Origin of the sequence: Burkholderia sp. LAS2 (assembly GCF_018417615.1) — a bacterium.
Taxonomy (GTDB): domain Bacteria; phylum Pseudomonadota; class Gammaproteobacteria; order Burkholderiales; family Burkholderiaceae; genus Burkholderia; species Burkholderia sola.
Genome location: NZ_CP071053.1, coordinates 1185718 through 1207597, shown reverse-complemented (window position 1 = coordinate 1207597; position 21880 = coordinate 1185718). Strand labels below are relative to the sequence as shown.

The 21880-nt window shown below is 67.9% G+C and carries 20 protein-coding genes and 1 pseudogene; 10 read left to right on the top strand and 11 right to left on the bottom strand.

Annotated elements, in window-relative coordinates; genetic code table 11:
- Positions 1 to 17: 17 nt before the first annotated feature.
- Together JYG37_RS25850 and JYG37_RS25845 are read right to left on the bottom strand one after the other, a co-directional pair.
- The gene (locus JYG37_RS25850; RefSeq protein ID WP_185722712.1) at positions 18 to 926 is read right to left on the bottom strand and encodes a helix-turn-helix transcriptional regulator; all 909 of its coding nucleotides are present in this window, start codon (positions 924 to 926) and stop codon (positions 18 to 20) included.
- A 125-nt stretch (positions 927 to 1051) separates the two neighbouring features.
- Positions 1052 to 1328, bottom strand: a pseudogene (locus JYG37_RS25845) (transposase); the annotation flags it as partial.
- Positions 1329 to 1541: 213 nt separating this feature from the next.
- Between JYG37_RS25845 and JYG37_RS25840 the strand changes: the two are divergent.
- A complete protein-coding gene (locus tag JYG37_RS25840) occupies positions 1542 to 2093 on the top strand; it encodes a YbhB/YbcL family Raf kinase inhibitor-like protein (protein WP_124631379.1) in 552 nt (183 codons plus the stop codon).
- 123 nt (positions 2094 to 2216) lie between these two features.
- Here JYG37_RS25840 and JYG37_RS25835 read toward each other — a convergent pair whose 3' ends face one another.
- The gene (locus JYG37_RS25835) at positions 2217 to 2915 is read right to left on the bottom strand and encodes an MgtC/SapB family protein (RefSeq protein ID WP_050018272.1); all 699 of its coding nucleotides are present in this window, start codon (positions 2913 to 2915) and stop codon (positions 2217 to 2219) included.
- A 113-nt stretch (positions 2916 to 3028) separates the two neighbouring features.
- Between JYG37_RS25835 and JYG37_RS25830 the strand changes: the two genes are divergently transcribed.
- Complete coding sequence (locus JYG37_RS25830; RefSeq protein WP_176016298.1) at positions 3029 to 4138, top strand: AGE family epimerase/isomerase; 1110 nt, start codon at positions 3029 to 3031, stop codon at positions 4136 to 4138.
- Here JYG37_RS25830 and JYG37_RS25825 read toward each other — a convergent pair.
- Entirely contained in the window at positions 4111 to 5730 is a 1620-nt protein-coding gene (locus tag JYG37_RS25825; protein ID WP_050018270.1) for a methyl-accepting chemotaxis protein, read from the bottom strand. The genes JYG37_RS25830 and JYG37_RS25825 overlap by 28 nt on opposite strands.
- Positions 5731 to 5980: 250 nt before the next feature.
- On the opposite strand from JYG37_RS25825, the gene JYG37_RS25820 reads away from it, so the two are divergent.
- Positions 5981 to 6424 carry a PaaI family thioesterase gene (locus tag JYG37_RS25820; RefSeq protein WP_050018269.1) on the top strand — a complete coding sequence of 148 codons (444 nt, stop codon included), beginning with the start codon at positions 5981 to 5983 and terminating at the stop codon, positions 6422 to 6424.
- A gap of 28 nt (positions 6425 to 6452) precedes the next feature.
- Here the strand turns inward: JYG37_RS25820 and JYG37_RS25815 are convergent, their stop codons facing one another.
- The 4 genes from JYG37_RS25815 to JYG37_RS25800 form a co-directional block, all read right to left on the bottom strand.
- Positions 6453 to 6734, bottom strand: coding sequence for a type II toxin-antitoxin system RelE family toxin (locus JYG37_RS25815; RefSeq protein WP_050018268.1), 282 nt, complete (start codon positions 6732 to 6734; stop codon positions 6453 to 6455).
- Complete coding sequence (locus JYG37_RS25810; RefSeq protein WP_048023838.1) at positions 6724 to 6972, bottom strand: type II toxin-antitoxin system Phd/YefM family antitoxin; 249 nt, start codon at positions 6970 to 6972, stop codon at positions 6724 to 6726. The genes JYG37_RS25815 and JYG37_RS25810 overlap by 11 nt, the downstream gene beginning before the upstream one ends.
- Positions 6973 to 7100: 128 nt before the next feature.
- The gene (locus tag JYG37_RS25805) at positions 7101 to 8153 is read right to left on the bottom strand and encodes a CaiB/BaiF CoA transferase family protein (RefSeq protein ID WP_050013339.1); all 1053 of its coding nucleotides are present in this window, start codon (positions 8151 to 8153) and stop codon (positions 7101 to 7103) included.
- Positions 8154 to 8313: 160 nt separating this feature from the next.
- Entirely contained in the window at positions 8314 to 9078 is a 765-nt protein-coding gene (locus JYG37_RS25800; protein ID WP_050013340.1) for an IclR family transcriptional regulator, read from the bottom strand.
- Between the two features lie 134 nt (positions 9079 to 9212).
- Here JYG37_RS25800 and JYG37_RS25795 point away from each other — a divergent pair, with 134 nt between their 5' ends.
- The 7 genes from JYG37_RS25795 to JYG37_RS25765 all read left to right on the top strand — a co-directional run bounded on the left by JYG37_RS25795 (position 9213) and on the right by JYG37_RS25765 (position 16726).
- A complete protein-coding gene (locus JYG37_RS25795) occupies positions 9213 to 9995 on the top strand; it encodes a crotonase/enoyl-CoA hydratase family protein (RefSeq protein ID WP_050013341.1) in 783 nt (260 codons plus the stop codon).
- A gap of 80 nt (positions 9996 to 10075) precedes the next feature.
- Positions 10076 to 11296: a CaiB/BaiF CoA transferase family protein gene (locus tag JYG37_RS25790; protein WP_050013342.1), complete on the top strand. Its 1221-nt coding sequence runs from the start codon at positions 10076 to 10078 to the stop codon at positions 11294 to 11296.
- On the top strand, positions 11293 to 12090 hold the full coding sequence (locus tag JYG37_RS25785; protein ID WP_080334222.1) for an enoyl-CoA hydratase/isomerase family protein: 798 nt from the start codon (positions 11293 to 11295) through the stop codon (positions 12088 to 12090). Before JYG37_RS25790 ends, JYG37_RS25785 begins: the two co-directional genes overlap by 4 nt.
- Before the next feature lie 81 nt (positions 12091 to 12171).
- Positions 12172 to 13224 (top strand): porin, encoded by a 1053-nt coding sequence (locus tag JYG37_RS25780; RefSeq protein ID WP_050013343.1) that lies wholly within the window; start codon positions 12172 to 12174, stop codon positions 13222 to 13224.
- 10 nt (positions 13225 to 13234) lie between these two features.
- Complete coding sequence (locus tag JYG37_RS25775; RefSeq protein ID WP_050013344.1) at positions 13235 to 14557, top strand: MFS transporter; 1323 nt, start codon at positions 13235 to 13237, stop codon at positions 14555 to 14557.
- 37 nt (positions 14558 to 14594) lie between these two features.
- Positions 14595 to 15749 (top strand): acyl-CoA dehydrogenase family protein, encoded by a 1155-nt coding sequence (locus tag JYG37_RS25770; protein WP_050013345.1) that lies wholly within the window; start codon positions 14595 to 14597, stop codon positions 15747 to 15749.
- 38 nt (positions 15750 to 15787) lie between these two features.
- Complete coding sequence (locus JYG37_RS25765) at positions 15788 to 16726, top strand: alpha/beta hydrolase (RefSeq protein ID WP_050013346.1); 939 nt, start codon at positions 15788 to 15790, stop codon at positions 16724 to 16726.
- A gap of 58 nt (positions 16727 to 16784) precedes the next feature.
- Here the strand turns inward: JYG37_RS25765 and prpF are convergent, their stop codons facing one another.
- From prpF to prpC, 3 genes are all read right to left on the bottom strand, one after another.
- Positions 16785 to 17975, bottom strand: coding sequence for a 2-methylaconitate cis-trans isomerase PrpF (prpF, locus tag JYG37_RS25760; protein WP_050013347.1), 1191 nt, complete (start codon positions 17973 to 17975; stop codon positions 16785 to 16787).
- Between the two features lie 24 nt (positions 17976 to 17999).
- Positions 18000 to 20594, bottom strand: coding sequence for a Fe/S-dependent 2-methylisocitrate dehydratase AcnD (gene acnD / locus JYG37_RS25755; RefSeq protein ID WP_213346161.1), 2595 nt, complete (start codon positions 20592 to 20594; stop codon positions 18000 to 18002).
- Positions 20595 to 20675: 81 nt separating this feature from the next.
- Positions 20676 to 21848, bottom strand: a complete 1173-nt coding sequence (gene prpC, locus JYG37_RS25750; RefSeq protein WP_006480321.1) for a bifunctional 2-methylcitrate synthase/citrate synthase — start codon at positions 21846 to 21848, stop codon at positions 20676 to 20678.
- Positions 21849 to 21880 lie beyond the last annotated feature (32 nt).

Below are 21880 nucleotides of genomic sequence, written 5' to 3'. Positions count from 1 at the left end.
ATATCTCGCCGTGGCGATCATCGGCTTCCTTTGATCAACTGGGATGGTGACGCAGCCCATCGGCGTTTGAAAGCGGTCGAGAAATGGCTCATATTGTTGAATCCGCATGCCAGCGCTACGTCGGTTACGCTCCCGTGCCCCTGAAGCAACAGATTCTTCGCACGCTCGAGGCGAGCTTCCATCACATATTGATGTGGTGGTAAACCGGTGTACTTTCCGAACAGGCGCATGAAACCATACAAATTTGACTCGAAGCCCGCGGCACTAGCGATCTCTCGGACTCGAAGCGTTGAATCCAGCCCAGCGTGAATGAATTGCAATGCCCGGTCCATAATCGCATCCGCGAGCCCCATGTTGCACTCCCATGTGGTATTTCGGGCCAGCGCCGTGAAGCGGTAAAGCGCCGAGAGCGCCAACCACTCGGCATGTTCGACGCCAGTAGGCGTGCCCGATGACGCGTCCCGCACGATCTCGTCAATGAGTTGCACCAGTATGCGATCGTGGATACCCGCAAACCACCCATGGAGCGGGATCGGCATCCGGCCGGAGGTACCCTGAAGCCAATCGATATTGATAATGAGATGGCTTTGCTCGAGGTTGACGCCCCATCGATAATTCAACGCCGCATTAGGTGGACCATACGCCACACTGCTATCTGAAGCGTCGGCGTGCTGCCAGCGGCCGAATCGATTAAGGCTCTCAACCCGCTCGTGAGGCTTTCGATACAAGCAAAGAAGCAGGTTCGATTCGAATCGCAAATCCCGGACTTCCCCCTCTTCGCGGATCTGATAGTTATGCACTTGAATCCCATCCCACGGTGACGCCACTGGTGCGCTTTTCCATGTATCTGGTAGCGCTGTCAGGATGCGACCCTCTGAGGGAGAGGCGTTGGAACACGGAAACTGCGTGGCCGGATTGGCGTCCATGATCGGATCAAAAGTGGCATGCAATGTTGCAATAATTGGAACATGTTTCGACCATAAAGGCGAGTATTGATTCGCAGTGCGAAGGCCCGGCCTCGAGGGAAGCGAGGATCGACAGGGATTCGCAGTAGTTTGGTCAACAGCAACGCGTGAAATGCATCCCGGACTGCAGCCTCTTGCCAGTCCCGCGGCAGCAGCCAGCAACTCACGCACGAGCCACATCCCATTTTGGCAGGAAGATCGCGCCAGCGAATGCAGGTCTTCAGCACGAACAGAATGCCCGTCAGCGCTGCGCGATTCAGCACGGGCTTGCGACGCGGATACTTGAACCGACGGGGACTTGGCCGGTGGTAGAAGTGGCTCGATCAGGTTCCACAACGCGTCGTCAATGATCCGTCTGCCCATCTCCTTGATCCGGCTGTCGCGACGGCTCAGGGCTAACAGGTCGAGAGAAACGTTGACAGTAGCTACGCGTCGACGTTGCAGCCAAGGCAACACCGTGGTTCGCGAATGCGCCTTCCGGGGCGCATCGCTACAAGATACGGTGGATACCGTTGTACTGAACTCTCACCCATCAACGGAGCAACGTCATGCGACCGAGGATTTTTTTTGTCCGCGATGCTATTCACCTCAACGGCATTAGGGTTCATCCCGGCGAGAGCCAGCGCGGAGCCGTTCACGATCACGGTCGATGACCTCCATCGCGGGCACTTTACGAACGAACACGTGTACGGAGGTTTCGGCTGTCACGGTCAGAACGTTTCGCCGCGCATTTCGTGGGCTCACGTTCCGCGCGGCACGAAGAGCATCGTCGTGACGATCTTCGATCCCGATGCGCCGACCGGGGGGCTCGGCTGGACCCACTGGGAAATCGTCAATATTCCACCTTCGGCGTCGTCGATCGAAAAAGGCGCTTCCGGCAATCCGAAGCTCATGCCGAGCGGCGCTGTCGAGACATTGACGGATTTTGGCGAATCCGGATACGGTGGGCCCTGCCCGCCTCAGGGGGCGTCGCATCGATATGTCGTGACGGCGTCCGCCCTGAACGTGGCAAAAATCGACGTGGCGCCGGCGGCAAGTCCCGCAGTCGTCGCTTATCAGATGCACGGGAAAATCATCGCTCAGGCAAAGTACGTTGCCAGATATCATCGCGTCTCCACTACCGATTGACGGTTGGATTACGCCAACGACATTCCACCAGCGACGTCCAGGTTGCCGTCGCGCTCGACGGCATCAACCAACGCCCCGGACCGACGACTCCCTCCGCCCAGCGCATTCGTGCTGACAGGCCTGCTATTCGTCGCCCCCCAGCCCGTTCCCGCCGTCGAACCGCGTGACGCCCGGCAGCGCGCGCAGCTTGTCGCAGATCGCCTTGTATTCGCCTTCCGACACCCGCGCGAGCGCGATGCGCACCTCGTCCTGCTCGCCCGTGTCGTCGGCACGCTGCACGATGAACTGCTTCACGCGCGCACTGTCGGGGCCGAGCGCCGCGTGCAGCGAATCGAACGTCAGCGTGCCGCTCGCCACCGTCAACGCGAGCTGGCGCCGCTGGCGCACCGTGAAATAGCGCCGCTCCAGCGGCTTGATGCCGGCCAGGATGATCAAAATGATGATCGTCGCCGAAATCGCCGCGACATAGAGCCCGCCGCCCACCGCGAGGCCGATCGCGGCGACCGACCACAGGCTCGCGGCCGTCGTCAGCCCGCGCACGATCTCGCCGCGCAGCAGGATCGAGCCCGCGCCGAGGAAGCCGATGCCCGACACGACCTGCGCGGCGATCCGCGACGGATCGAGCACGACGTGGTCGCTGGTGCCGAGCACGTCGGCGAAACCGAACGCCGACACGATCATGATCAGCGTCGAGCCGACGCACACCAGCATGTGCGTGCGCAGGCCGGCCGCCCACGACAGGCGCTCGCGCTCGAAGCCGATGACGCTCCCGAGCGCCGCCGCGAGAACGAGCCGCATCACGAGTTCCAGGTTGCTGAGCATCCGATTTATCTCCTTTTTTTGGTGCCGGCCGCGCGGAATGTTTTATCCTTGGCCCCGGCCGCGCCGATTCTCCGGGCCGCCGACACGTTTCGATCCAAGCGCTCAACCCCGCCATGCCCGTTTCCGACTCCGCTTCCGCCCAGGCCGCCCAACTGCGCCACCATTTCGCGCACGTCGTCTTGCCGATCTGGCGGGGTTCAGGGTTCGACCCGGCATTGCAACTGCCGTTCGAGGCCGTCGATCCGGCCACCCATGCGCCGCTGCCCGTGACCCGTTATCGCGCAATGGCGTGCGCCCGGCAACTGTTCGTGTTCGCGCAGGCCGGCGACACCGCGCACGCGGCCACGCTGTTCGACGCGCTGTGCCGGCACTTTCGCGACGCGCGCCACGGCGGCTGGATCTACAGCGTCGACGCGCAGGGCGCGCCGCTCGATACGACCAAGGATCTCTATACGCACGCGTTCATCGTGTTCGCGTGCGCCGCATGGCATGCGGCGTCGGGCGACGCCGCTGCGCGCACGGTGGCCGAAACCACCGCCGCGCTGATCCAGGACCGCTTCGCGCCGCGCCACGGCGACGCGTTGCTCGATGCCGCGCGCCACGCCGATTTCTCGTCATCCGGCAGCGGCGCGCTGCAGAATCCGCTGATGCACCTGACCGAAGCGTGGCTCGCGGCCGCCGATGCGTTCGGCGACCCGGCGTTCGACGATGCGCTCGCGCGCACCGCGCAGGCCGTCGAGCGCACGTTCGTCGACGCGGCGACCGGCTGCGTGGCCGAACTGCCGCTCGGGGCGGCCGACAACCGTTTCGAGCCCGGCCATCAGTTCGAGTGGTTCTATCTGGTCGACGCGGCCGGTGCGCGGCTCGCGCAGACCGGGCTCCCCGCCGCGCTGTCGCGCGCGTTCGCGTTCGCCGAGCAATACGGCGTCGATCCGCAGACGGGCGGCGTGTGCGCGGCGCTCGACGCGCAAGGCGCGTGCATCGACGGCACGCAGCGGATCTGGGCGCAGACCGAATACCTGCGCGCACTCGCGACGCACGGCGGCACGCCGGCCTCCGCGCCGCTCGCACGCCAGATCGAGCGGTTCGCCGCGCGCTTCCTGCATCCGCGCGGCTGGTTCGAGTGCAAGACGGCCGACGGGCAGGTGTCGCGCGCCGACATGCCGTCGACGACGCCCTACCACCTCGCGACCGCCTACGCGGCGCTGCCGGCCGGTTCGTAACCCGTCGCAGCGAACGACGGCGCCGCGCGATCGCCGCGTGCGGCGCGCCCGTCGCCCAGTTCGAACACCGACACCGCCTGCATCAGGTGCGCGGTCTGGTCGTTCAGCGACGCGGCCGCCGCCGCGACTTCCTCGACCAGCGCGGCGTTCTGCTGCGTCAGCTGATCCATCTGCGTGACGGCCTGGTTCACCTGCTCGATCCCGACGCTCTGCTCGACCGACGCCGCCGTGATCTCCGACATCGTCTGCACGACGCGCGTGATCGACGCCGACACCGTGCGCATCGCGTCGCCGGCGCGCTCGACGAGCGCCGCGCCGCCGTTGATCTGCGCGACCGAATCCTCGATCAGCGCCTTGATCTCCTTCGCCGACTGCGCGCTGCGCTGCGCGAGCGAGCGCACTTCGCCCGCGACCACCGCGAAGCCGCGCCCCTGTTCGCCGGCCCGCGCGGCCTCGACCGCCGCGTTCAGCGCGAGGATGTTGGTCTGGAACGCGATGCCGTCGATCACCGAGATGATCTCCGCGATGCGCCCCGAGCTCTGCGCGATGCCGCGCATCCGGTCGATCACGCTGTCGACCACGCCGCCGCCGTGGCTCGTCGCTTCGAGCGCCGCGTCGGCCAGCGCGCTCGCCGCGCGGGCGCTGTCGGTGTTCTGGCGGACAGTCGCGGTCAGTTCCTCCATGCTCGCGGCGGTTTCCTCGAGCGACGCGGCCTGCGTGCCCGTGCGCGCCGACAGGTCGGCGTTGCCGCCCGCGATCTCGCCGGCGCCGAGATGGATCGCGTCGGACGCCTGGCGCACCGTGCGCACGGTGCCCGCGATGCTCGTCTGCATCGTGGCGAGGCCGCGCAGCATCCGGTCGATCTCGAACACGCCGCCCGCCTGCACGGCTTCGTCGAGACGGCCCTGCGCGATCCGCTCGAAATGGCGGCCGGCCTGCTCCAGCGGCGCGACGACCGCGCGCCGCGCGGCCGCGTAGATCGCGACGCTCGCCGCGAGCATCGCCACCAGCAGCACGATGCCGACCGACTTGAACCACAGCATGCCGCCGTCGATGGTGTCGAGCGCCGCGCGGCTCGACGTGCCGCCGTAGTCGGTAAAGCGATGCAGTTCGGCGATGTACGCGTCCTGGAAGCCCTGGGTCGGCTGGTCGAGGAACGCCTGGATGTTGTCGGCGTCGAGGAACTGCACGAGTTCGCCCAGCGCGCCGCGCAGCGCGCGATAACGCTCGGTGAGCGCCGCGACGCGCGTGCGGTTGGTGTCGTCGACCGGCTGCGCGGCCGTCAGCGCCGCGAACGCCTTGTCCGCTTCCGCGAGCGACGCGCCCGCATGGCGGATGATGTCTTCGGGTTTCGGGCCGCCGCGCACCATCCGCGTGCCGGCCCGCGACAGGTTGATGCGCGCGTCGAGCAGTTGCTCGGTCGCGCGGCTGGCCGCGTCGACCTGCGAGATCGCGACGTTCGACAGATCGTCGACGCCGCGGCGCGTCGACGCGAGCGTCCAGAAGCCGAGCGCTTCGATCGCGAACAGGAAGAGGCAGAACACGGTCAACACGCCGAGCAGACCCGACGCGAGCTTGATTTTTCCGAACATGGGGGAATTCCTGAAGAGCGGACGATGAGGCGATGCCCCGGCATTAGCGGCATTTCTTCGTCGGACTTTAGGCGGAATGGCCGCCAATGCAGGCGAATCGCCCGCAAACGCGGAGATCTTGCGTATTCGGCACAATAATCGCGTCGCATCGCGCCGGGATTTGCACGAAACGCGGACGAATTTCCTTGCTTATCCGGAGCCCCCTTCCTAGAGTTCAGCGCAAGCGGGCACTCATTTCCAAGGACGTTCAATGACCGACATCACGGACCACGCGCGCGGCGCATTGCGCGCGCAGCCGTTCAGCATGCTGCTGGGCACGCAGCTGATGCATATCGGCGACAACGAAGTGTCGCTGTGTCTGCCGGTGCGCGAGGAATTGCGGCAGCAGCACGGTTTCGTGCACGGCGGCGTCATCAGCTATCTCGCGGACAACGCGCTGACGTTCGCCGGCGCGCTCGTGCTCGGCCCGCGCGTGATCACCGCCGAATACAAGATCAACTACCTGCGGCCGGCCGTGAACGGCACGCTCGTCGCCCGCGCGAAGCTCGTCTACGCGGGCCGGCACCAGGCGACCTGCCAGTGCCACGTGTTCGTCATCGACGGCGACCACGAACGGCTCGTCGCGATCGCGCAAGGCACGATCAACCGCGTCGGCGACGGCAAGATGCCGGATGCGCCGGCGGAAACGGCGTGAGTTGCCGAGGCCGAGCGTTGATGCCGCGCTAGCGTTTCATCGCAGCCAGATAAACCGCATCACGCTCGCGGCGGCCCACCGCGACCACCAGCACGATGACTTCCGCGTCGCGCACTTCGTAGACGAGGCGATAGCCGACACCACGCAGCTTGATCTTGTCGCGATCCGGGTGGCCATGCAATTTGGCTGACGGGATGCGGGGATGCTCCAGCCGCTCCGCGAGCCTGGCCTTGAATTGATCGCGCACGGTGCGATCGAGCTTCTTCCACTCCTTCAATGCAGGTTCGAGAAAGGCGAGTTCAAAGGTCATTCAGCTTGACCTTGACGACCTTCTCCTTGGCGCGCGAATCGGCCAACGCATTGTCTTCGATGTCTTCCAAACGTTCGACCATCGCCTCCCACGTCTTCGCGGGAATGCAGTAGAACGCGGGTTCGTTGTGATTCAGGATCGCGACCGGAAAACCTTCGCCTGCGGCAACGGTTCCCATCGGATTCCGCTTCAGCTCCGAGACGCTCGCCGTCACGCTCGCCAGAATGGTGTGGGGCATGTCTGCTCCTTTTTCGATCGAGCGTCGATTGCACTTCATTTGATACTAAATTTAGCATCAAAATTAGTTCTCGGATGCGCTGGGCACTCGACCGTCGAGGAGCGGAAGCAGCCTCCTGAAAGACGGCCCTAGTCGGCGTCATCCCCCGCCAACGGCAAAAACCGCGGCGCCACCCGCGCCCGCACGTTCCCGTGCTCATCCGTCCGATAGATGCCGCGCGCCGCATTGTGCGGATGCACGGCCGCGTCGGCCACGCTCAGCACCGGCGCAAAACACGCGTCGGTGCCTTCGAGCAGCGCGCGCCAGTGCGCGGACGGCTGTTGCGCGAACACCTCAGCGAAACGCGCCTTCAGCGCGGGCCAGCGCGCCCGGTCGTACTGCGACGCGGGATCGACGTCGGTCAGCCCGAGCCGTTCGACCAGCAGCGCATAGAACGGCGGTTCCAGCGCGCCGATCGTCACGCATTCGCCGTCCGCGCAGCGATACACGTCGTAGAACGGCGCGTCGTGGAACAGGCTCGGCTGCGCGCCGTCGAGCAGCCCGTTCGCGCGTGCCCACAGCGCGAGCGAACCAAGCATCGACACGATGTCGACGATCGCGCCATCGACCACGCGCCCCGGCCTGCCGCCGCGCACGTCGAGCAACGCACAGACGATCCCGAACGCGAGCCCGAGCGCGCCGCCCGCATCGCCGACGACGGTCGGCGGCACGCCCGGCCGGCCGTCGCGCGGCGCGGACAGCGACAGCAGCCCGGTCAGCGCGACGTAGTTCAGGTCGTGCCCCGCCGCGGCCGCGAGCGGGCCGTGCTGGCCCCAGCCCGTCATGCGCCCGTAGACCAACTTCGGATGGCGGCGCGCGCAAACGTCGGGCCCGAGGCCGAGCCGCTCCATCACGCCGGGCCGCAAGCCCTCGATCAGCGCATCGGCTTGCGCGATCAGGTCGAGCGCGGCGTCACGCCCGGCTGGCGCCTTCAGGTCGAGTTCGACGATCGTCTTGCCTTCGCGCAGCAGGTCGCCGTCGCGGGCCCGCAGCGCGTCCGGCGCACTGGTGCGGCCGGACGGGCGCGCGACCAGCGTGATGCGCGCGCCCATGCCGGCAAGCATCCAGCCCGCGAGCGGACCGGGGCCGAGACCTTCGAATTCGATGACGTGGATGCCGGAAAGCGGCGCGTTTAATGGCATGGCGGCCTCGCTGAAATGCAGTCGGGACAGGAGCGGCGAAACGTCCCGATTCTATGTGAATGCCTGCGCGCGCCGGTTTCGCGCGGTTAGGACCTGTTCACGCGAATAACGGGCTTGCGCTGGCCTCACGAATGAATTTCTCCAAACAGCGGAATGTTCCCTAGCCGACCACGTCGCACGCACGCTCGGCGAGCGCCGCCCGCATCGCGCGCACGATCGCGTCCCGATGCGGGTCGATCCGCTCGACGGGCCCGGCCACGCCCATCGCCAGCGGCAGCCCGTTCCAGCCGTCCGCGATCACCATCGAAATCATCGCGGCGCCCTGCGTGACGGTATGCGCCGAATACGAATAGCCGAGCCGGCGGGTCTGTTCGACCTTGTCGAGCACGACGTCCTCGTCGATCGTCCTGCCCGACTTCCCGATCCGGCGGATGCTGCGCGACACGAGCCGGCGGATCGTGCTGTCCGGCTGGAGGCTCAGCAGCGCCCAGCCAAGGCCCGACATGCAGATCTCGCGACGCGTGCCGATCGGCGCATAGAACTGCACCGGAATCGAATGCGAGCCTTCGACCGCATCGATGTACTGCACGTACAGGTCGCTCTGCACCGCGACCACGACCGCCTCGTGCGTGCGCGCCGCCAGCCGCTTCGCGACGGCATGCCAGTGCCGACGGCTGCCGGCCGCCGAATCGACCAGCGCTTCGCCGAGATTGACGAGCCGCGCGGTGGGCGCATACGCGTGGGTCGAGTCGTCGTATGCGAGGTAGCCGAGCGTCTTCATGCTGGTCAGCAGCGCCGCCGCGCTCGATCCCGGATACCCGCACCGCGTGGCGATCTCGCGCACGCTCAGCGGCCGCTGCAAGGTGCTGAAGAGTTCCAGCACCTCGAACACGCGCGCTGCGCTCTTGACCACGTTTCCGCTCATCCCGCCTTCTCCGCAGAGACCGGCACGGGCCTTCCACGTATGTGGAACGGAATTTCCCGCCGCCGACCGTCGTGACGATACTAGGCTTCGGGCCGCGGCGTGAAGTCCCGCGGCACCGAATACACGGAGACACCATGGCAGCTTTTTTGAACCGTGAACGGCAGGGCGCGATCCTGACCGTCACGATGAACCGTCCCGACACCCGCAACGCCATTTCGGACACCGATGCGATCGACGCGCTGACCGAATGCTGCGACGAAGCGAACCGCGACGAATCGATCCGCGTGCTGGTCCTGACCGGCGCCGGCACGACGTTCTCGTCGGGCGGCAACGTGAAGACGATGCGCACGTTCATGGAATCGGGCCCGCACGACCCTGCCGCGATCCGGACCGGCTATCGGCGCGGCATCCAGCGGCTCGCGCACGCGTTCCTGCATCTCGAAGTGCCGGCCATCGCGGCAGTCAACGGCCCTGCCATCGGCGCCGGCACCGACCTCGCGTGCATGTGCGACATCCGCATCGCCGCCGACAGCGCGCGCTTCGCGGAGAGTTTCATCGCGCTCGGCCTCGTGCCGGGCGACGGCGGCGCGTGGTTCCTGCCGCAGATCGTCGGCGCCGCGGTCGCCGCGGAAATGTCGTTCACCGGCGATGCGCTGGACGCGCAGGCCGCGCTGCGCTGCGGGCTCGTGTCGCGCGTCGTGCCCGACGGTGACCTCCTCGCGCATGCGCAGGAACTGGCCGGCCGCATCGCCCGTCATTCGGGCACCGCGTTGCGCCTGACCAAGCGGCTGCTGCGCGAAGGCCGCCACGCGAGCCTCGACACGCTGCTCGACCTGTCGGCGTCGTACCAGGCGTTCGCGCACGCCAGCCCCGAGCATCGCGCGGCGGTCACCGCGCTGTTCGCCTCGCGCGGCTGAACCCGCGACGCATCGCGGCCGTGCAGCCGACGCATGCCGGCCTGCCGGCCCGTCGAATCCACATCGAAGGAGACATCGTCATGACCAGCAGCAACGAAGGCGCACTTGCAGGCGTGCGCGTGGTGGACCTGAGCCGCGTCTACGCGGGGCCGTTCTGCGCGCAGACGCTCGCCGACCATGGCGCGGACGTCATCAAGATCGAACCGCCGCAGGGCGACGAAACGCGCGACTGGGGGCCCGCGATGCCGAACGGCATCTCCAGCTACTACTGGGGGCTCAACCGCAACAAGCGCAATCTCGCGCTCGACCTGTCGCATCCCGACGGACGCGACGTGCTGTTGCGCGTGCTCGAAACGGCCGACGTGTTGATCGACAACTTCAAGCAGGGCACGCTCGAACGCTGGGGCATCGACTACGAACACTGCCTGCGCGCACGCTTTCCGCGCCTCGTCCACTGCTCGATTTCCGGCTACGGCACCGACGGCCCGCTCGCGCGGTTTCCGGGCTACGACGCGGTCGCGCAGGGCCTCGCCGGCTTCATGTCGATCAACGGCGAGCCGGGCGGCATGCCGCTCAAGGTGCCGTTTCCGGTCGTCGATCATGCGGCCGGCCTGAGCGCCGTCTCCACCATCCTGGTCGCGCTGGTCGAGCGGACGCGCTCCGGCCTCGGACAGCACGTCGACATCGACCTGTTCAGCACCGCGCTGTCGATGCTGCATCCGGTCAGCACGAGCTGGATGGCGACCGGCGACGTGCCCGTCGCGACCGGCAACGTGTACGGCGCGATCGCGCCGTACGGCGTCTATCCGTGCAAGGACAAGCCGGTCGCGACCGGCGCCGGCAACAACCGCACGTTCGCGCGGCTCGTCGAGGCGCTCGGCGTGCCCGAACTGGCGCGCGATCCGCGCTTCGCGACCAATGCGCAGCGCGTCGCGCATCGCGAAGCGCTCGACACGCTGCTCGGCCAGCTGACCGCCGAACTGCAGGCGGACGAGGTCGTCGAGCGGCTGATGCACGCCGGCGTCGCGACGGGGCCGGTGAACACTGTGGCCGATGCGTTCGGCCATCCGCAGGCGGCGCGCAACGCGATGTTCGTCGATACCGATACGTACACCGGCGCGGGCATTCCCGCCAAACTGTCCCGCACGCCCGGCTCGATACGCCGGCCGCCCCAACCGTTTGCCGCCGACACCGACGCCGTGCTCGACGCGTTCGGGATCGACGCGGCGCGCCGCGACGCGCTGCGGCAGGCCGGCGTGCTGCACGACACGCGGGCGGACGTGGCCGGGAGCGCGTCATGACCACCCAGCGCTTTTCTTCACCGGCGGGCGACGATGCCCCGTCTATCCTGCGCGACGACGCCGACGGCATCGCGTGGCTGACGATCCATCGCCCACACGTCGCCAATGCGCTGTCCGCCGACGCGATCCGCCGCCTGTGCGACGCGCTCGTCACGCTCGACGACAACCCGTCGATTCGCGTCGTCGTGATCCGCGGCGCGGGCGAACGCGCATTCAGCGCGGGCGTCGATCTCGGCGACCCCGAGATCCGCGGAATGCAGCCGATGCGTGGGCTCGCACGCAACGTGCACGAGCTGATCCTGGAGCTGCGCAAGCCGACCATCGCGGCCATCAACGGCTACGCGATCGGCGGCGGCTGCGAAATCGCGCTCGCGTGCGACCTGCGGATCGCCGCCGCTCACGCGACCTTCGCGCTGCCCGAAGCGCGGGTCGGCATGGGCGCGAACTTCGCGAGCGTGCTGCTGCCGCGCATGTTGCCGCGCGCGATCGCGATGGAGCTGCTGTTCACGGGCCGCCGCTTCGACGCAGACGAAGCGCAACGCGCCGGCCTGCTGAACCGCGTCGTGCCCGGCGCCGCACTCGACGACACCGTGCGCGAGCTGGCACAGACGATCGCCGCGAACGCACCGCTCACGATCCGCCGCATCAAGGAAACCGCGACGCGCAGCCAGGGGCTGCCGGTGGCCGCCGCGCTGCGGCTGGACGTCGGCCCCGACGTCTACGCGAGCGAGGACCGGATCGAGGGCGCCCGCGCGTTTCTCGAGAAGCGCAAGCCGGTGTTCAAGGGCCGCTGAGCCCGGCGCCGCACCGCAGCATCCGCGCGCACCGCTCCCAGAACGCGGGCGCGCCCAAAAAACATGGACGGAGACACCTTCATGCAACGGAAAGCATTCCTGGTCGGCGCGTGCGTGCTGTGCGCCACGCCGGCGCACGCGTCGTCGGTCACGCTGTACGGGATCGTCGACAGCTACGTCGAATTCGATCGCATCGGCAGTCTGTCGACCCTGCGGCAAAGCGGCGGCGGCGCGTCGACGAGCCGCTTCGGCCTGACGGGCGTCGAGGATCTCGGCGGCGGCACATCGACGAAATTCGTGCTGGAAAGCGGTTTCTCGCCAGCCGACGGATCGTTCCAGGGCGGCACGCTGTTCTACCGACAGGCCTATGTATCGCTGCAGAACACGCGCTACGGCGACCTGCGGCTCGGCCGGCAATACACGCCCGCGTTCTACGTCGTGTACGACGGCGATCCGTTCGGACTCAACGAGCGGATGTCGCCGCTCGCGCTGCTCGCAACGTCGACCGACACGATCACGAGCAACACGACCCCGCCGATTCCGCGCTTCAACCAGGCGGCGTCGTATCTGAGTCCCGACTGGAACGGCCTGCGCGTGATGGCCACGTACGGCTTTCCGACGCCGAACGCACTCTCGACGCAAGCCGGACGCAACTACGGCGCCGGGCTTCAGTACCGGATCGGCGGGCTCTACGTCGGCGCCGGCTTCCAGGGCGATACGTCGGCCGGCAACCTGGCGCCCGTCGTCTCCCCGTCGACGACCCGCCACTACGTGTTCGCGGCCAACTACGCGTTCGCGCGCGTCAAGCTGTACGCCGCGTTCCTGTATGGCGTCGGCACGGCGGCGCGCCTGCCCGCGTTCTCGACCGCGAGCGTCGGTGCGTCGATCAACGTCGGCGCGCTCGATCGCGTGCTCGTGTCGGTGGTGCGCCGCGACGTGAAGGGTTCGGCGAACGATGCGACCGCGCTCGGCGTCGGCTACGACCATCCGCTGTCGAAGCGGACATCGCTCTACGCACGCTATCTCTGCATGAAGAACGGCGGCGACGCCCGCAATACCGTCGTCGCCGGTCTGCCACCGCAACCGGGCGGCACCGAGCAGGTGTTTGCGCTCGGCGTCACTCACCGCTTCTGACGGAGTGCCCATGACCCCGACCCTTTCGATCCACCCGGCCGCCGTCGACGATGGCGCGACACAGGCACTCTACCGCCGAATCTCGCGCCGGCTGCTGCCGTTCCTGATCCTCTGCTACACGCTGTCGTTCATCGACCGGATCAACATCGGCTTCGCGCACGCACAGATGGCCGCCGAACTGCACTTCTCCGACGCCGTCTACGGGCTCGGCGCGGGCATTTTCTTCATCGGCTACATGGCGTTCGAGATTCCGAGCAACGCGTGGCTCGCGCGGATCGGCGCGCGCCGGACGATCGCCCGGATCATGGTGCTGTGGGGCCTCGGCTCGGCCGCGACGATGTTCGTCGCGACGCCCGCGCAGTTCTACGCGTGCCGCTTTCTGCTGGGCGTGTTCGAGGCCGGCTTCTTCCCCGGCATCCTGTTCTATCTCGGCGCGTGGTATCCGCCGCGGCAGCGCGCCAAGGCGTTCGCGCTGTTCATGACCGCGCTGTACCTCGCGGGGCTGATCGCCGGCCCCGTGTCGGGCGCGATCCTGTCGTACTTCGACGGCGTGGCCGGCCTGAGCGGCTGGCAATGGCTGTTCGTCGTCGAAGGGCTGCCGAGCAGCGCGCTCGGCCTCGTCGCGCTGCGCTTTCTCGACGACCGGCCGGACGACGCACGCTGGCTGTCTGACGCCGACAAGGCCGCGCTGCGCGCCGCGCACGCGCAGGCCGAAGCCGGTACGCCGGCCGCGAACGCAGCGCGACCGCTACTCGCACATCGCGATTTCTGGCTGCTGTGCGCGGCCAATTTCGCAATCGCGGCCGCCGGCTACGCGCTCGTGTTCTGGATGCCCGTGATCCTGCATCGCGGCGGCCTGCATGGCGCGATGCAGATCGGGCTGCTGTCCGCGCTGCCGTACCTGTGCGGCATCGTCGGCATGCTCGCGATGGGCTGGCGCACCGAGCGCCGGCGCGAATGGCGCAAGCACGGCGCCGTCGCGATGCTCGCGTGCGCGGCGGCCCTCGCCGGCCTCGCGAGCAGCGCCGGCACGTCGCACCTGATGATCGCGCTGTGCATCGCGGTCGCCACGCACGCCGCGGCGCTGCCCGCGTTCTGGGTGCTGCCGGGGCTCGCGCTGCCGAAGCGCTCGATGGCGGTCGCGATCGCGGCGATCACGATGACCGGCGCGATCGGCGGATTCGCGAGCCCGTTCCTGATGGGCGTGCTCAACACGGCCACCGGGTCGATGCGCGGCGGCCTCTATTTCAATGCCGCGCTGCTGGCGGCCGGCGCGTTCGCGTTGCTCGGCACGCTGCGCGCCCGCGCGGCGGCGCGCGCGAACGTCGGCTGACGGCACGCCTTCTTCCCCCCTGTACGGACCCACCCTCATGAATTTCGACCTCGAACTCGAACACCGGATGATCCGGGACCTCGTCGCACGTTTCGTGAAGGACGAACTGATTCCGCTCGAAGCGGCGGTGATGGCGCGCGAGGCCGACGGCCAGCGTTTCGGGCTGCTCGCCGACGAGCGCGCGCACCTCGACGAGCGCTCGCGGCAACTCGGCCTGTGGGGACTCGACGCGCCGCTCGACGTGGGCGGCTCGGACCTGCCGGCCGTCGCGATGGTCGGCGTGAACGAAGCGATCGGCACGACCGTGACCCCGTACATCCTGCCGCCCGACTCGCCGAACCTGCGGATGCTGTGCGATGCGGCCGATGCGGCGCAACGTGCGCGCTATCTCGACCCGTACGCACGCGGCGCCACGCGCGCGGCAATGGCGATCTCCGAGCCGGGCGCCGGCTCCGATCCGGGTGCGCTGTCGACGATGGCCGTGCGCGATGGCGACACCTGGGTGCTGAACGGCCGGAAGATCTGGATCAGCCACGCGGCCGAAGCCGACTGGACGATCGTGATGGCGCTGACCGATCGCAGCAAGGGCAAGCGCGGCGGCATGTCGGCGTTCATCGTCGAGCGCGACACGCCGGGCTTCGTCATCGAGCGCCGGATCCCGATGATCGGCGGCCTGTCGACCTACGAAATCGTGCTGGAAGACTGCCGCATTCCCGCCGCGCAATTGCTGGGCCGGGAAGGCGCCGGCTTCGCGCCGATGCAGGCCCGGCTCGCGAACCGGCGGCTGGAGATGGCCGCATGGTGCATCGGCCGCGCCGAGCGCGCGGTCGCGCTGCTGTGCGACCATGCGAAACAGCGCACGACCTTCGGCGTGCCGCTCGCGGAGCGCCAGGCGGTCCAGTGGTGGGTCGCCGACGCGCTCACGCAGATCCATGCGTGCCGCCTGATGACCTACGAAGCGGCCGCGCGCGTGGATGCCGGGCAGGATGCACGCACGCAGATCTCGATGGTCAAGGTGTTCGCGACCGAAATGGCGTCGACCGTCATCGATCATGCGATGCAGACGCTCGGCGCGATGGGCATGACGAAGGAAATGCCGTTGCAGCAGATGGCCAGCGAAGCGCGGCTGATGCGCATCTTCGAAGGCCCGACCGAGGTGCACCGTTGGGTCGTCGCGCGCAGCGTGCTCTGACCGCGGCGCACCGCCCACTTCCACGATGGAGCCCTGCGTTGAACACCCTGCCTCTCGTCGATCCCGAAATCCGCCCGCTGCTCGAGACCTGGCCGACCGTCACGCTCAGCGCCGACAACCTCGCACAGTCGCGCCAGCGCGTGCTGCCGCTGCCGCCGCCCGACCCGGCCGGCAGCACGCTCGAACGCCGCACGGTACCCGGTCCTGCCGGCGCGCCGGACGTCCCGGTCCTCGTCTATTTGCCCGACGGCCATGCGCGCCCGCTGCCGGCGATCGTCCACCTGCACGGCGGCGGCTACGTGCGCGGCGCGGCGAAGGAGCTCGAAGCGGTGCACCGGTCGCTCGTGACGCAGCTCGGCTGCGCGCTGATCTCGGTCGACTACCGTCTCGCGCCGGAAACCGTGTTTCCCGGTGCGATCGAGGACTGCTACGCGGCGCTCGGCTGGGTGTTCCGTCACGCCGACACGCTCGGCATCGACGCCGCGCGGATCGGCGCGGCGGGCGAAAGCGCGGGCGGCGGGCTCGCCGCCGCGCTGGCGCTGCTGGCCCGCGACCGCGGCGAATTCCCGCTCGCGTTCCAGCACCTGATCTATCCGATGCTCGACGATCGCACCTGCACGCGCACGCCGCATCCGCATGCCGGCGAATTTATCTGGCATGCGGCCAACAACCGGTTCGGCTGGACCGCGTTGCTCGGTCACGCGCCGGGCATCGACGGCGTGTCGCCGTACGCGGCCGCCGCGCGCGCCACGCGACTCGACGGCCTGCCGCCCACGTTCCTGTCGGTCGGCTCGCTCGACCTGTTCCTCGACGAAAATCTCGACTACGCGCAGCGCCTGCTGCGCGCGGGCGTGCCGACCGAGCTGCACGTGCTGCCCGGCGGCGTACACGGATTCGACCTCGTACCCGGCGCGCGGGTCTCGGAAACGGCGCGCCGCCTGAGCCACGACGCGCTGCGCCGCTTCCTGCACGGCTGACGAAAACGACGCGGGCGGCCGAAGCCGCCCGCATCCGCGTCGATCCCGACGACGACGCTCAGAACGCGTCGCCCGGCACCCGCACCCAGCCTTCCATCAGCACGCGCGCGCTGCGGCTCATGATCGCCTTCGTGACGGCCCATTCGCCGTTTTCGCGCCGCGCTTGCGCGCCGACGCGCAGCGTGCCCGACGGATGCCCGAAGCGCACCGCATTGCGTTCGCCGCCGCCCGCCGCGAGATTGACGAGCGTGCCCGGGATCGCCGCGGCCGTGCCGATCGCGACCGCCGCCGTGCCCATCATCGCGTGGTGCAGCTTGCCCATCGACATCGCGCGCACCAGCAGGTCGACGTCGCCCGCGTTCACGCGCTTGCCGCTCGACGCGACGTAGTCGGCCGGCTTCGCGACGAACGCGATCTTCGGCGTGTGCTGCCGCGTCGCGATTTCGTCGAGCGTGTCGATCAGGCCCATCCGCAGCGCGCCGTGCGCGCGGATCGTCTCGAATTTCTCGAGCGCCTTCGGGTCGCCGTTGATCGCGTCCTGCAATTCCGTGCCCGTATAGCCGATCGCTTCCGCGTCGACGAAGATCGTCGGGATCCCCGCGTTGATCATCGTCGCCTTCAGCGTGCCGATGCCCGGCACGGCCAGATCGTCGACGAGGTTGCCGGTCGGGAACATCGAGCCGCCCGCGCCTTCTTCCTCGGCGGCCGGGTCCATGAATTCGAGCTGCACTTCGGCGGCCGGGAACGTGACGCCGTCCAGTTCGAAGTCGCCCGTCTCCTGCACCGCGCCGTTCACGATCGGCACGTGCGCGACGATCGTCTTGCCGATGTTCGCCTGCCAGATCCGCACGGTCGCGACGCCGTCGCGCGGCACGCGCGCCGGATCGACGAGCCCGCCGCCGATCGCGAACGGGCCAACCGCCGCCGACAGGTTGCCGCAGTTGCCCGTCCAGTCGACGAACGCCTTGTCGATCGCGACCTGGCCGAACAGGTAGTCGACGTCATGACCGGGCCGCGTGCTCTTCGACACGATCACCGTCTTGCTGGTGGACGACGTCGCGCCGCCCATCCCGTCGATCTGCTTGCCGTACGGATCGGGGCTGCCGATCACGCGCAGCAGCAGCGCGTCGCGCGCGGCGCCCGGCGTCTGCGCGGCATCCGGCAGGTCCTGCAGCCGGAAGAACACGCCCTTGCTGGTGCCGCCGCGCATGTACGTGGCGGGAATCCTGATTTGAGGAATGTGAGCCATGTCTGTGTTCCCAATGTGCGCCGGTCAGGCGGCCTGCGACGATTCGAGGAAGTCCTGCGCGAAACGCTGCAGCACGCCACCCGCTTCGTAGATCGACACTTCCTCGGCCGTATCGAGCCGGCACGTCATCGGCACTTCCACGCGTTCGCCGTTCCTGTGGTGAATCACGAGCGTCAGGTCGGCGCGGGGCGTGCGCTCGCCGACCACGTCGAAGGTCTCGGTGCCGTCGATGCCGAGCGTCGTCCGGTTGGTGCCCGGCTTGAACTCGAGCGGCAGCACGCCCATCCCGATCAGGTTCGTGCGGTGAATCCGCTCGAAACCTTCGGCGGCGATCGCCTCGACGCCCGCGAGCCGCACGCCCTTCGCGGCCCAGTCGCGCGACGAGCCCTGGCCGTAGTCGGCGCCGGCCACGACGATCAGCGGCTGCTTGCGATTCATGTACGTCTCGATCGCTTCCCACATCCGCATGACCTCGCCTTCCGGCTCGACGCGCGCGAGCGAACCTTTCTTCACCGCGCCATCGACGACCGCCATCTCGTTGACGAGCGTCGGGTTCGCGAAGGTCGCACGCTGCGCGGTCAGGTGGTCGCCGCGGTGCGTCGCGTACGAGTTGAAGTCTTCTTCCGGCAGGCCCATCTTCGCGAGGTATTCGCCGGCCGCGCTATCCGGCAGGATCGCGTTCGACGGCGACAGGTGGTCGGTCGTGATGTTGTCGCCGAGCACCGCGAGCGGACGCATGCCCTTCAACGTGCGCTCGCCGGCCAGCGCGCCTTCCCAGTACGGCGGGCGGCGGATATACGTGCTCTGCGCACGCCAGTCGTACAGCGGCGCCGCGCGCTCGCCTGCGTCGGCGCTGCGCGCGAACATCGGCTCGTAGACCTTGCGGAACTGCTCGGGCTTCACGCTCGACGCGACGATCGCATCGATCTCCTCGTCGGTCGGCCAGATGTCCTTCAGCGTGACGGGCTTGCCGTCCTGATCGTGACCCAGCACGTCCTTCTCGATGTCGAAGCGGATCGTGCCGGCGATCGCGTAGGCGACCACGAGCGGCGGCGACGCGAGGAACGCCTGCTTCGCATACGGGTGAATGCGGCCGTCGAAGTTGCGGTTGCCGGACAGCACGGCGGTCGCGTACAGGTCACGCTCGACGATCTCCCGCTGGATCTTCGGATCGAGCGCGCCCGACATCCCGTTGCAGGTCGTGCATGCGAACGCGACGATGCCGAAGCCGAGCTTCTCGAGTTCCGGCAGCAGGCTCGCTTCTTCCAGATACAGCTCGACCGCCTTCGAGCCCGGCGCGAGCGAACTCTTGACCCATGGCTTGCGCGTCAGGCCCTTCGCGTTCGCGTTGCGGGCGAGCAAGGCCGCGGCAATCACGTTGCGCGGGTTGCTGGTGTTCGTGCAGCTCGTGATCGCGGCGATGATCACCGCGCCGTCGGGCATCTCGCCCGGCTTCTCTTCCCACTGACCGGCAATCCCGCGCGCGGCGAGATCGGACGTCGGCAGCCGCTTGTGCGGGTTCGACGGGCCGGCCATGTTGCGCACGACGCTCGACAGGTCGAACGTCAGCGTGCGCTCGTATTGCGCATTGGCGAGCGTATCGGCCCACAGGCCCGCCGCCTTCGCGTAGGTCTCGACCAGCTTCACCTGCTCGTCGCTGCGGCCGGTGAGGCGCAGATAGTCGGTCGTCTGGCCGTCGATGAAGAACATCGCGGCCGTCGCGCCGTATTCGGGCGCCATGTTCGAGATCGTCGCGCGATCGCCGAGCGTGAGGCTCGCCGCGCCAACGCCCCGGAACTCCAGGTACGCGCCGACCACCTTCTCCTTGCGCAGGAACTCGGTCAATGCGAGCACCACGTCGGTCGCGGTGATGCCGGGCTGGCGCTTGCCGGTCAACTCGACGCCGACGATGTCGGGCAGGCGCATCCACGACGCGCGGCCGAGCATCACGTTCTCGGCTTCGAGCCCGCCGACGCCGATCGCGATCACGCCGAGCGCATCGACGTGCGGCGTGTGGCTGTCGGTGCCGACGCAGGTGTCCGGGAACGCTACGCCATCCTGCACCTGGATCACCGGCGACATCTTCTCGAGGTTGATCTGGTGCATGATGCCGTTGCCCGGCGGGATGACGTCGACGTTCTCGAACGCCTTCTTCGTCCACTCGATGAAGTGGAAGCGATCCTCGTTGCGGCGATCCTCGATCGCGCGGTTCTTCGCGAATGCGTCCGGATCGAAGCCGCCGCATTCGACGGCGAGCGAGTGGTCGACGATCAGCTGGACGGGCACGACCGGGTTCACCTTCGCCGGGTCGCCGCCGCCGTCCGCGATCGCGTCGCGCAGGCCCGCGAGATCGACAAGCGCCGTCTGTCCGAGGATGTCGTGGCACACCACGCGCGCCGGGAACCACGGGAAATCGCGTTCGCGCTTGCGCTCGATGATCTGCTTCAGCGAATCGGCGAGGATCGCCGGATCGCAGCGGCGCACGAGGTTTTCGGCGAGCACGCGCGACGTGTACGGCAGCGTGTCGTACGCGCCGGGCGCGATCGCGTCGACCGCGGCACGCGCGTCGAAATAGTCCAGCGACGTGCCGGGCAGGGGTTTGCGGTTGGCGGTATTCATGATGTGGGGCGGAATTCGGGGTAAGACGTGCCGCGTGCGCCGGCCGCCCGCATCACGGGCGCCGGCGCATGCGGCGGACGATCAGCGCTTCTCGATCGGCACGAACTGCAGGTCTTCCGGACCGGTGTAGTTCGCGCTCGGGCGGATGATCTTGTTGTCGATGCGCTGCTCGATGATGTGCGCGCTCCAGCCCGACGTGCGCGAGATCACGAACAGCGGCGTGAACATCGCGGTCGGTACGCCCATCATGTGATACGACACCGCGCTGAACCAGTCGAGGTTCGGGAACATCTTCTTCGCGTCCCACATCACCGATTCCAGGCGCTCGGCGATGCTGTACAGCTTGGTGTCGCCCGCTTCCTTCGACAGCTTGTGCGCGACGCCCTTGATCACCTTGTTGCGCGGATCGGAGATCGTGTAGACCGGATGACCGAAGCCGATCACGACTTCCTTGTTCTCGACGCGGCGGCGGATGTCGGCTTCGGCGTCGTCCGGCGAGCTGTAGCGGCTCTGGATCTCGTACGCGACTTCGTTCGCGCCGCCGTGCTTCGGCCCGCGCAGCGCGCCGATCGCGCCGGTGATCGCCGAGTAGATGTCCGAGCCCGTGCCCGCGATCACGCGACCGGTGAACGTCGACGCGTTGAATTCGTGCTCCGCGTACAGGATCAGCGACGTGTGCATCGCCTCGACCCACGACTTCGACGGCGTCTTGCCGTGCAACAGGTGCAGGAAGTGGCCGCCGATCGAGTCGTCGTCGGTTTCCGTCTCGATGCGCTTGCCGTTGTGCGAGAAGTGATACCAGTACAGCAGCATCGAACCGAGCGACGCCATCAGGCGGTCGGCGATGTCGCGCGCGCCCGGCAGGTTGTGGTCGTCCTTCTCCGGCAGCACGGTGCCGAGCACCGACACGCCGGTACGCATCACGTCCATCGGGTGAGCCGACGCCGGGATCTGTTCGAGCGCGGCCTTCAGCGCGCTCGGCAAGCCGCGCAGCGCGCGCAGCTTGGTCTTGTACGCGGCCAGTTCGGTCAGGTTCGGCAGCGTGCCGTGCACGAGCAGATGCGCGATTTCCTCGAATTCGCACGATTCGGCGACGTCGAGAATGTCGTAGCCGCGATAGTGGAGGTCGTTGCCGGTCTTGCCGACCGTGCACAGCGCCGTGTTGCCGGCCGTCACGCCCGACAGCGCCACCGACTTCTTCGGCTTGAATGCGCCTGCGGCGGCCGGTGCTGCTGCGTCTTTCGTCTCGCTCATGTTTTCCTTCTCCAATGGGTATCGGGGGGTGC

Excerpts from the sequence above, each read along its gene's own strand:
- JYG37_RS25850 (WP_185722712.1), bottom strand. The coding sequence starts at position 926 with ATGGACGCCAATCCGGCCACGCAGTTTCCGTGTTCCAACGCCTCTCCC.
- JYG37_RS25840 (WP_124631379.1), top strand. The coding sequence starts at position 1,542 with ATGCTATTCACCTCAACGGCATTAGGGTTCATCCCGGCGAGAGCCAGC.
- JYG37_RS25835 (WP_050018272.1), bottom strand. The coding sequence starts at position 2,915 with ATGCTCAGCAACCTGGAACTCGTGATGCGGCTCGTTCTCGCGGCGGCG.
- JYG37_RS25830 (WP_176016298.1), top strand. The coding sequence starts at position 3,029 with ATGCCCGTTTCCGACTCCGCTTCCGCCCAGGCCGCCCAACTGCGCCAC.
- JYG37_RS25825 (WP_050018270.1), bottom strand. The coding sequence starts at position 5,730 with ATGTTCGGAAAAATCAAGCTCGCGTCGGGTCTGCTCGGCGTGTTGACC.
- JYG37_RS25820 (WP_050018269.1), top strand. The coding sequence starts at position 5,981 with ATGACCGACATCACGGACCACGCGCGCGGCGCATTGCGCGCGCAGCCG.
- JYG37_RS25815 (WP_050018268.1), bottom strand. The coding sequence starts at position 6,734 with ATGACCTTTGAACTCGCCTTTCTCGAACCTGCATTGAAGGAGTGGAAG.
- JYG37_RS25810 (WP_048023838.1), bottom strand. The coding sequence starts at position 6,972 with ATGCCCCACACCATTCTGGCGAGCGTGACGGCGAGCGTCTCGGAGCTG.
- JYG37_RS25805 (WP_050013339.1), bottom strand. The coding sequence starts at position 8,153 with ATGCCATTAAACGCGCCGCTTTCCGGCATCCACGTCATCGAATTCGAA.
- JYG37_RS25800 (WP_050013340.1), bottom strand. The coding sequence starts at position 9,078 with ATGAGCGGAAACGTGGTCAAGAGCGCAGCGCGCGTGTTCGAGGTGCTG.
- JYG37_RS25795 (WP_050013341.1), top strand. The coding sequence starts at position 9,213 with ATGGCAGCTTTTTTGAACCGTGAACGGCAGGGCGCGATCCTGACCGTC.
- JYG37_RS25790 (WP_050013342.1), top strand. The coding sequence starts at position 10,076 with ATGACCAGCAGCAACGAAGGCGCACTTGCAGGCGTGCGCGTGGTGGAC.
- JYG37_RS25785 (WP_080334222.1), top strand. The coding sequence starts at position 11,293 with ATGACCACCCAGCGCTTTTCTTCACCGGCGGGCGACGATGCCCCGTCT.
- JYG37_RS25780 (WP_050013343.1), top strand. The coding sequence starts at position 12,172 with ATGCAACGGAAAGCATTCCTGGTCGGCGCGTGCGTGCTGTGCGCCACG.
- JYG37_RS25775 (WP_050013344.1), top strand. The coding sequence starts at position 13,235 with ATGACCCCGACCCTTTCGATCCACCCGGCCGCCGTCGACGATGGCGCG.
- JYG37_RS25770 (WP_050013345.1), top strand. The coding sequence starts at position 14,595 with ATGAATTTCGACCTCGAACTCGAACACCGGATGATCCGGGACCTCGTC.
- prpF (WP_050013347.1), bottom strand. The coding sequence starts at position 17,975 with ATGGCTCACATTCCTCAAATCAGGATTCCCGCCACGTACATGCGCGGC.
- acnD (WP_213346161.1), bottom strand. The coding sequence starts at position 20,594 with ATGAATACCGCCAACCGCAAACCCCTGCCCGGCACGTCGCTGGACTAT.
- prpC (WP_006480321.1), bottom strand. The coding sequence starts at position 21,848 with ATGAGCGAGACGAAAGACGCAGCAGCACCGGCCGCCGCAGGCGCATTC.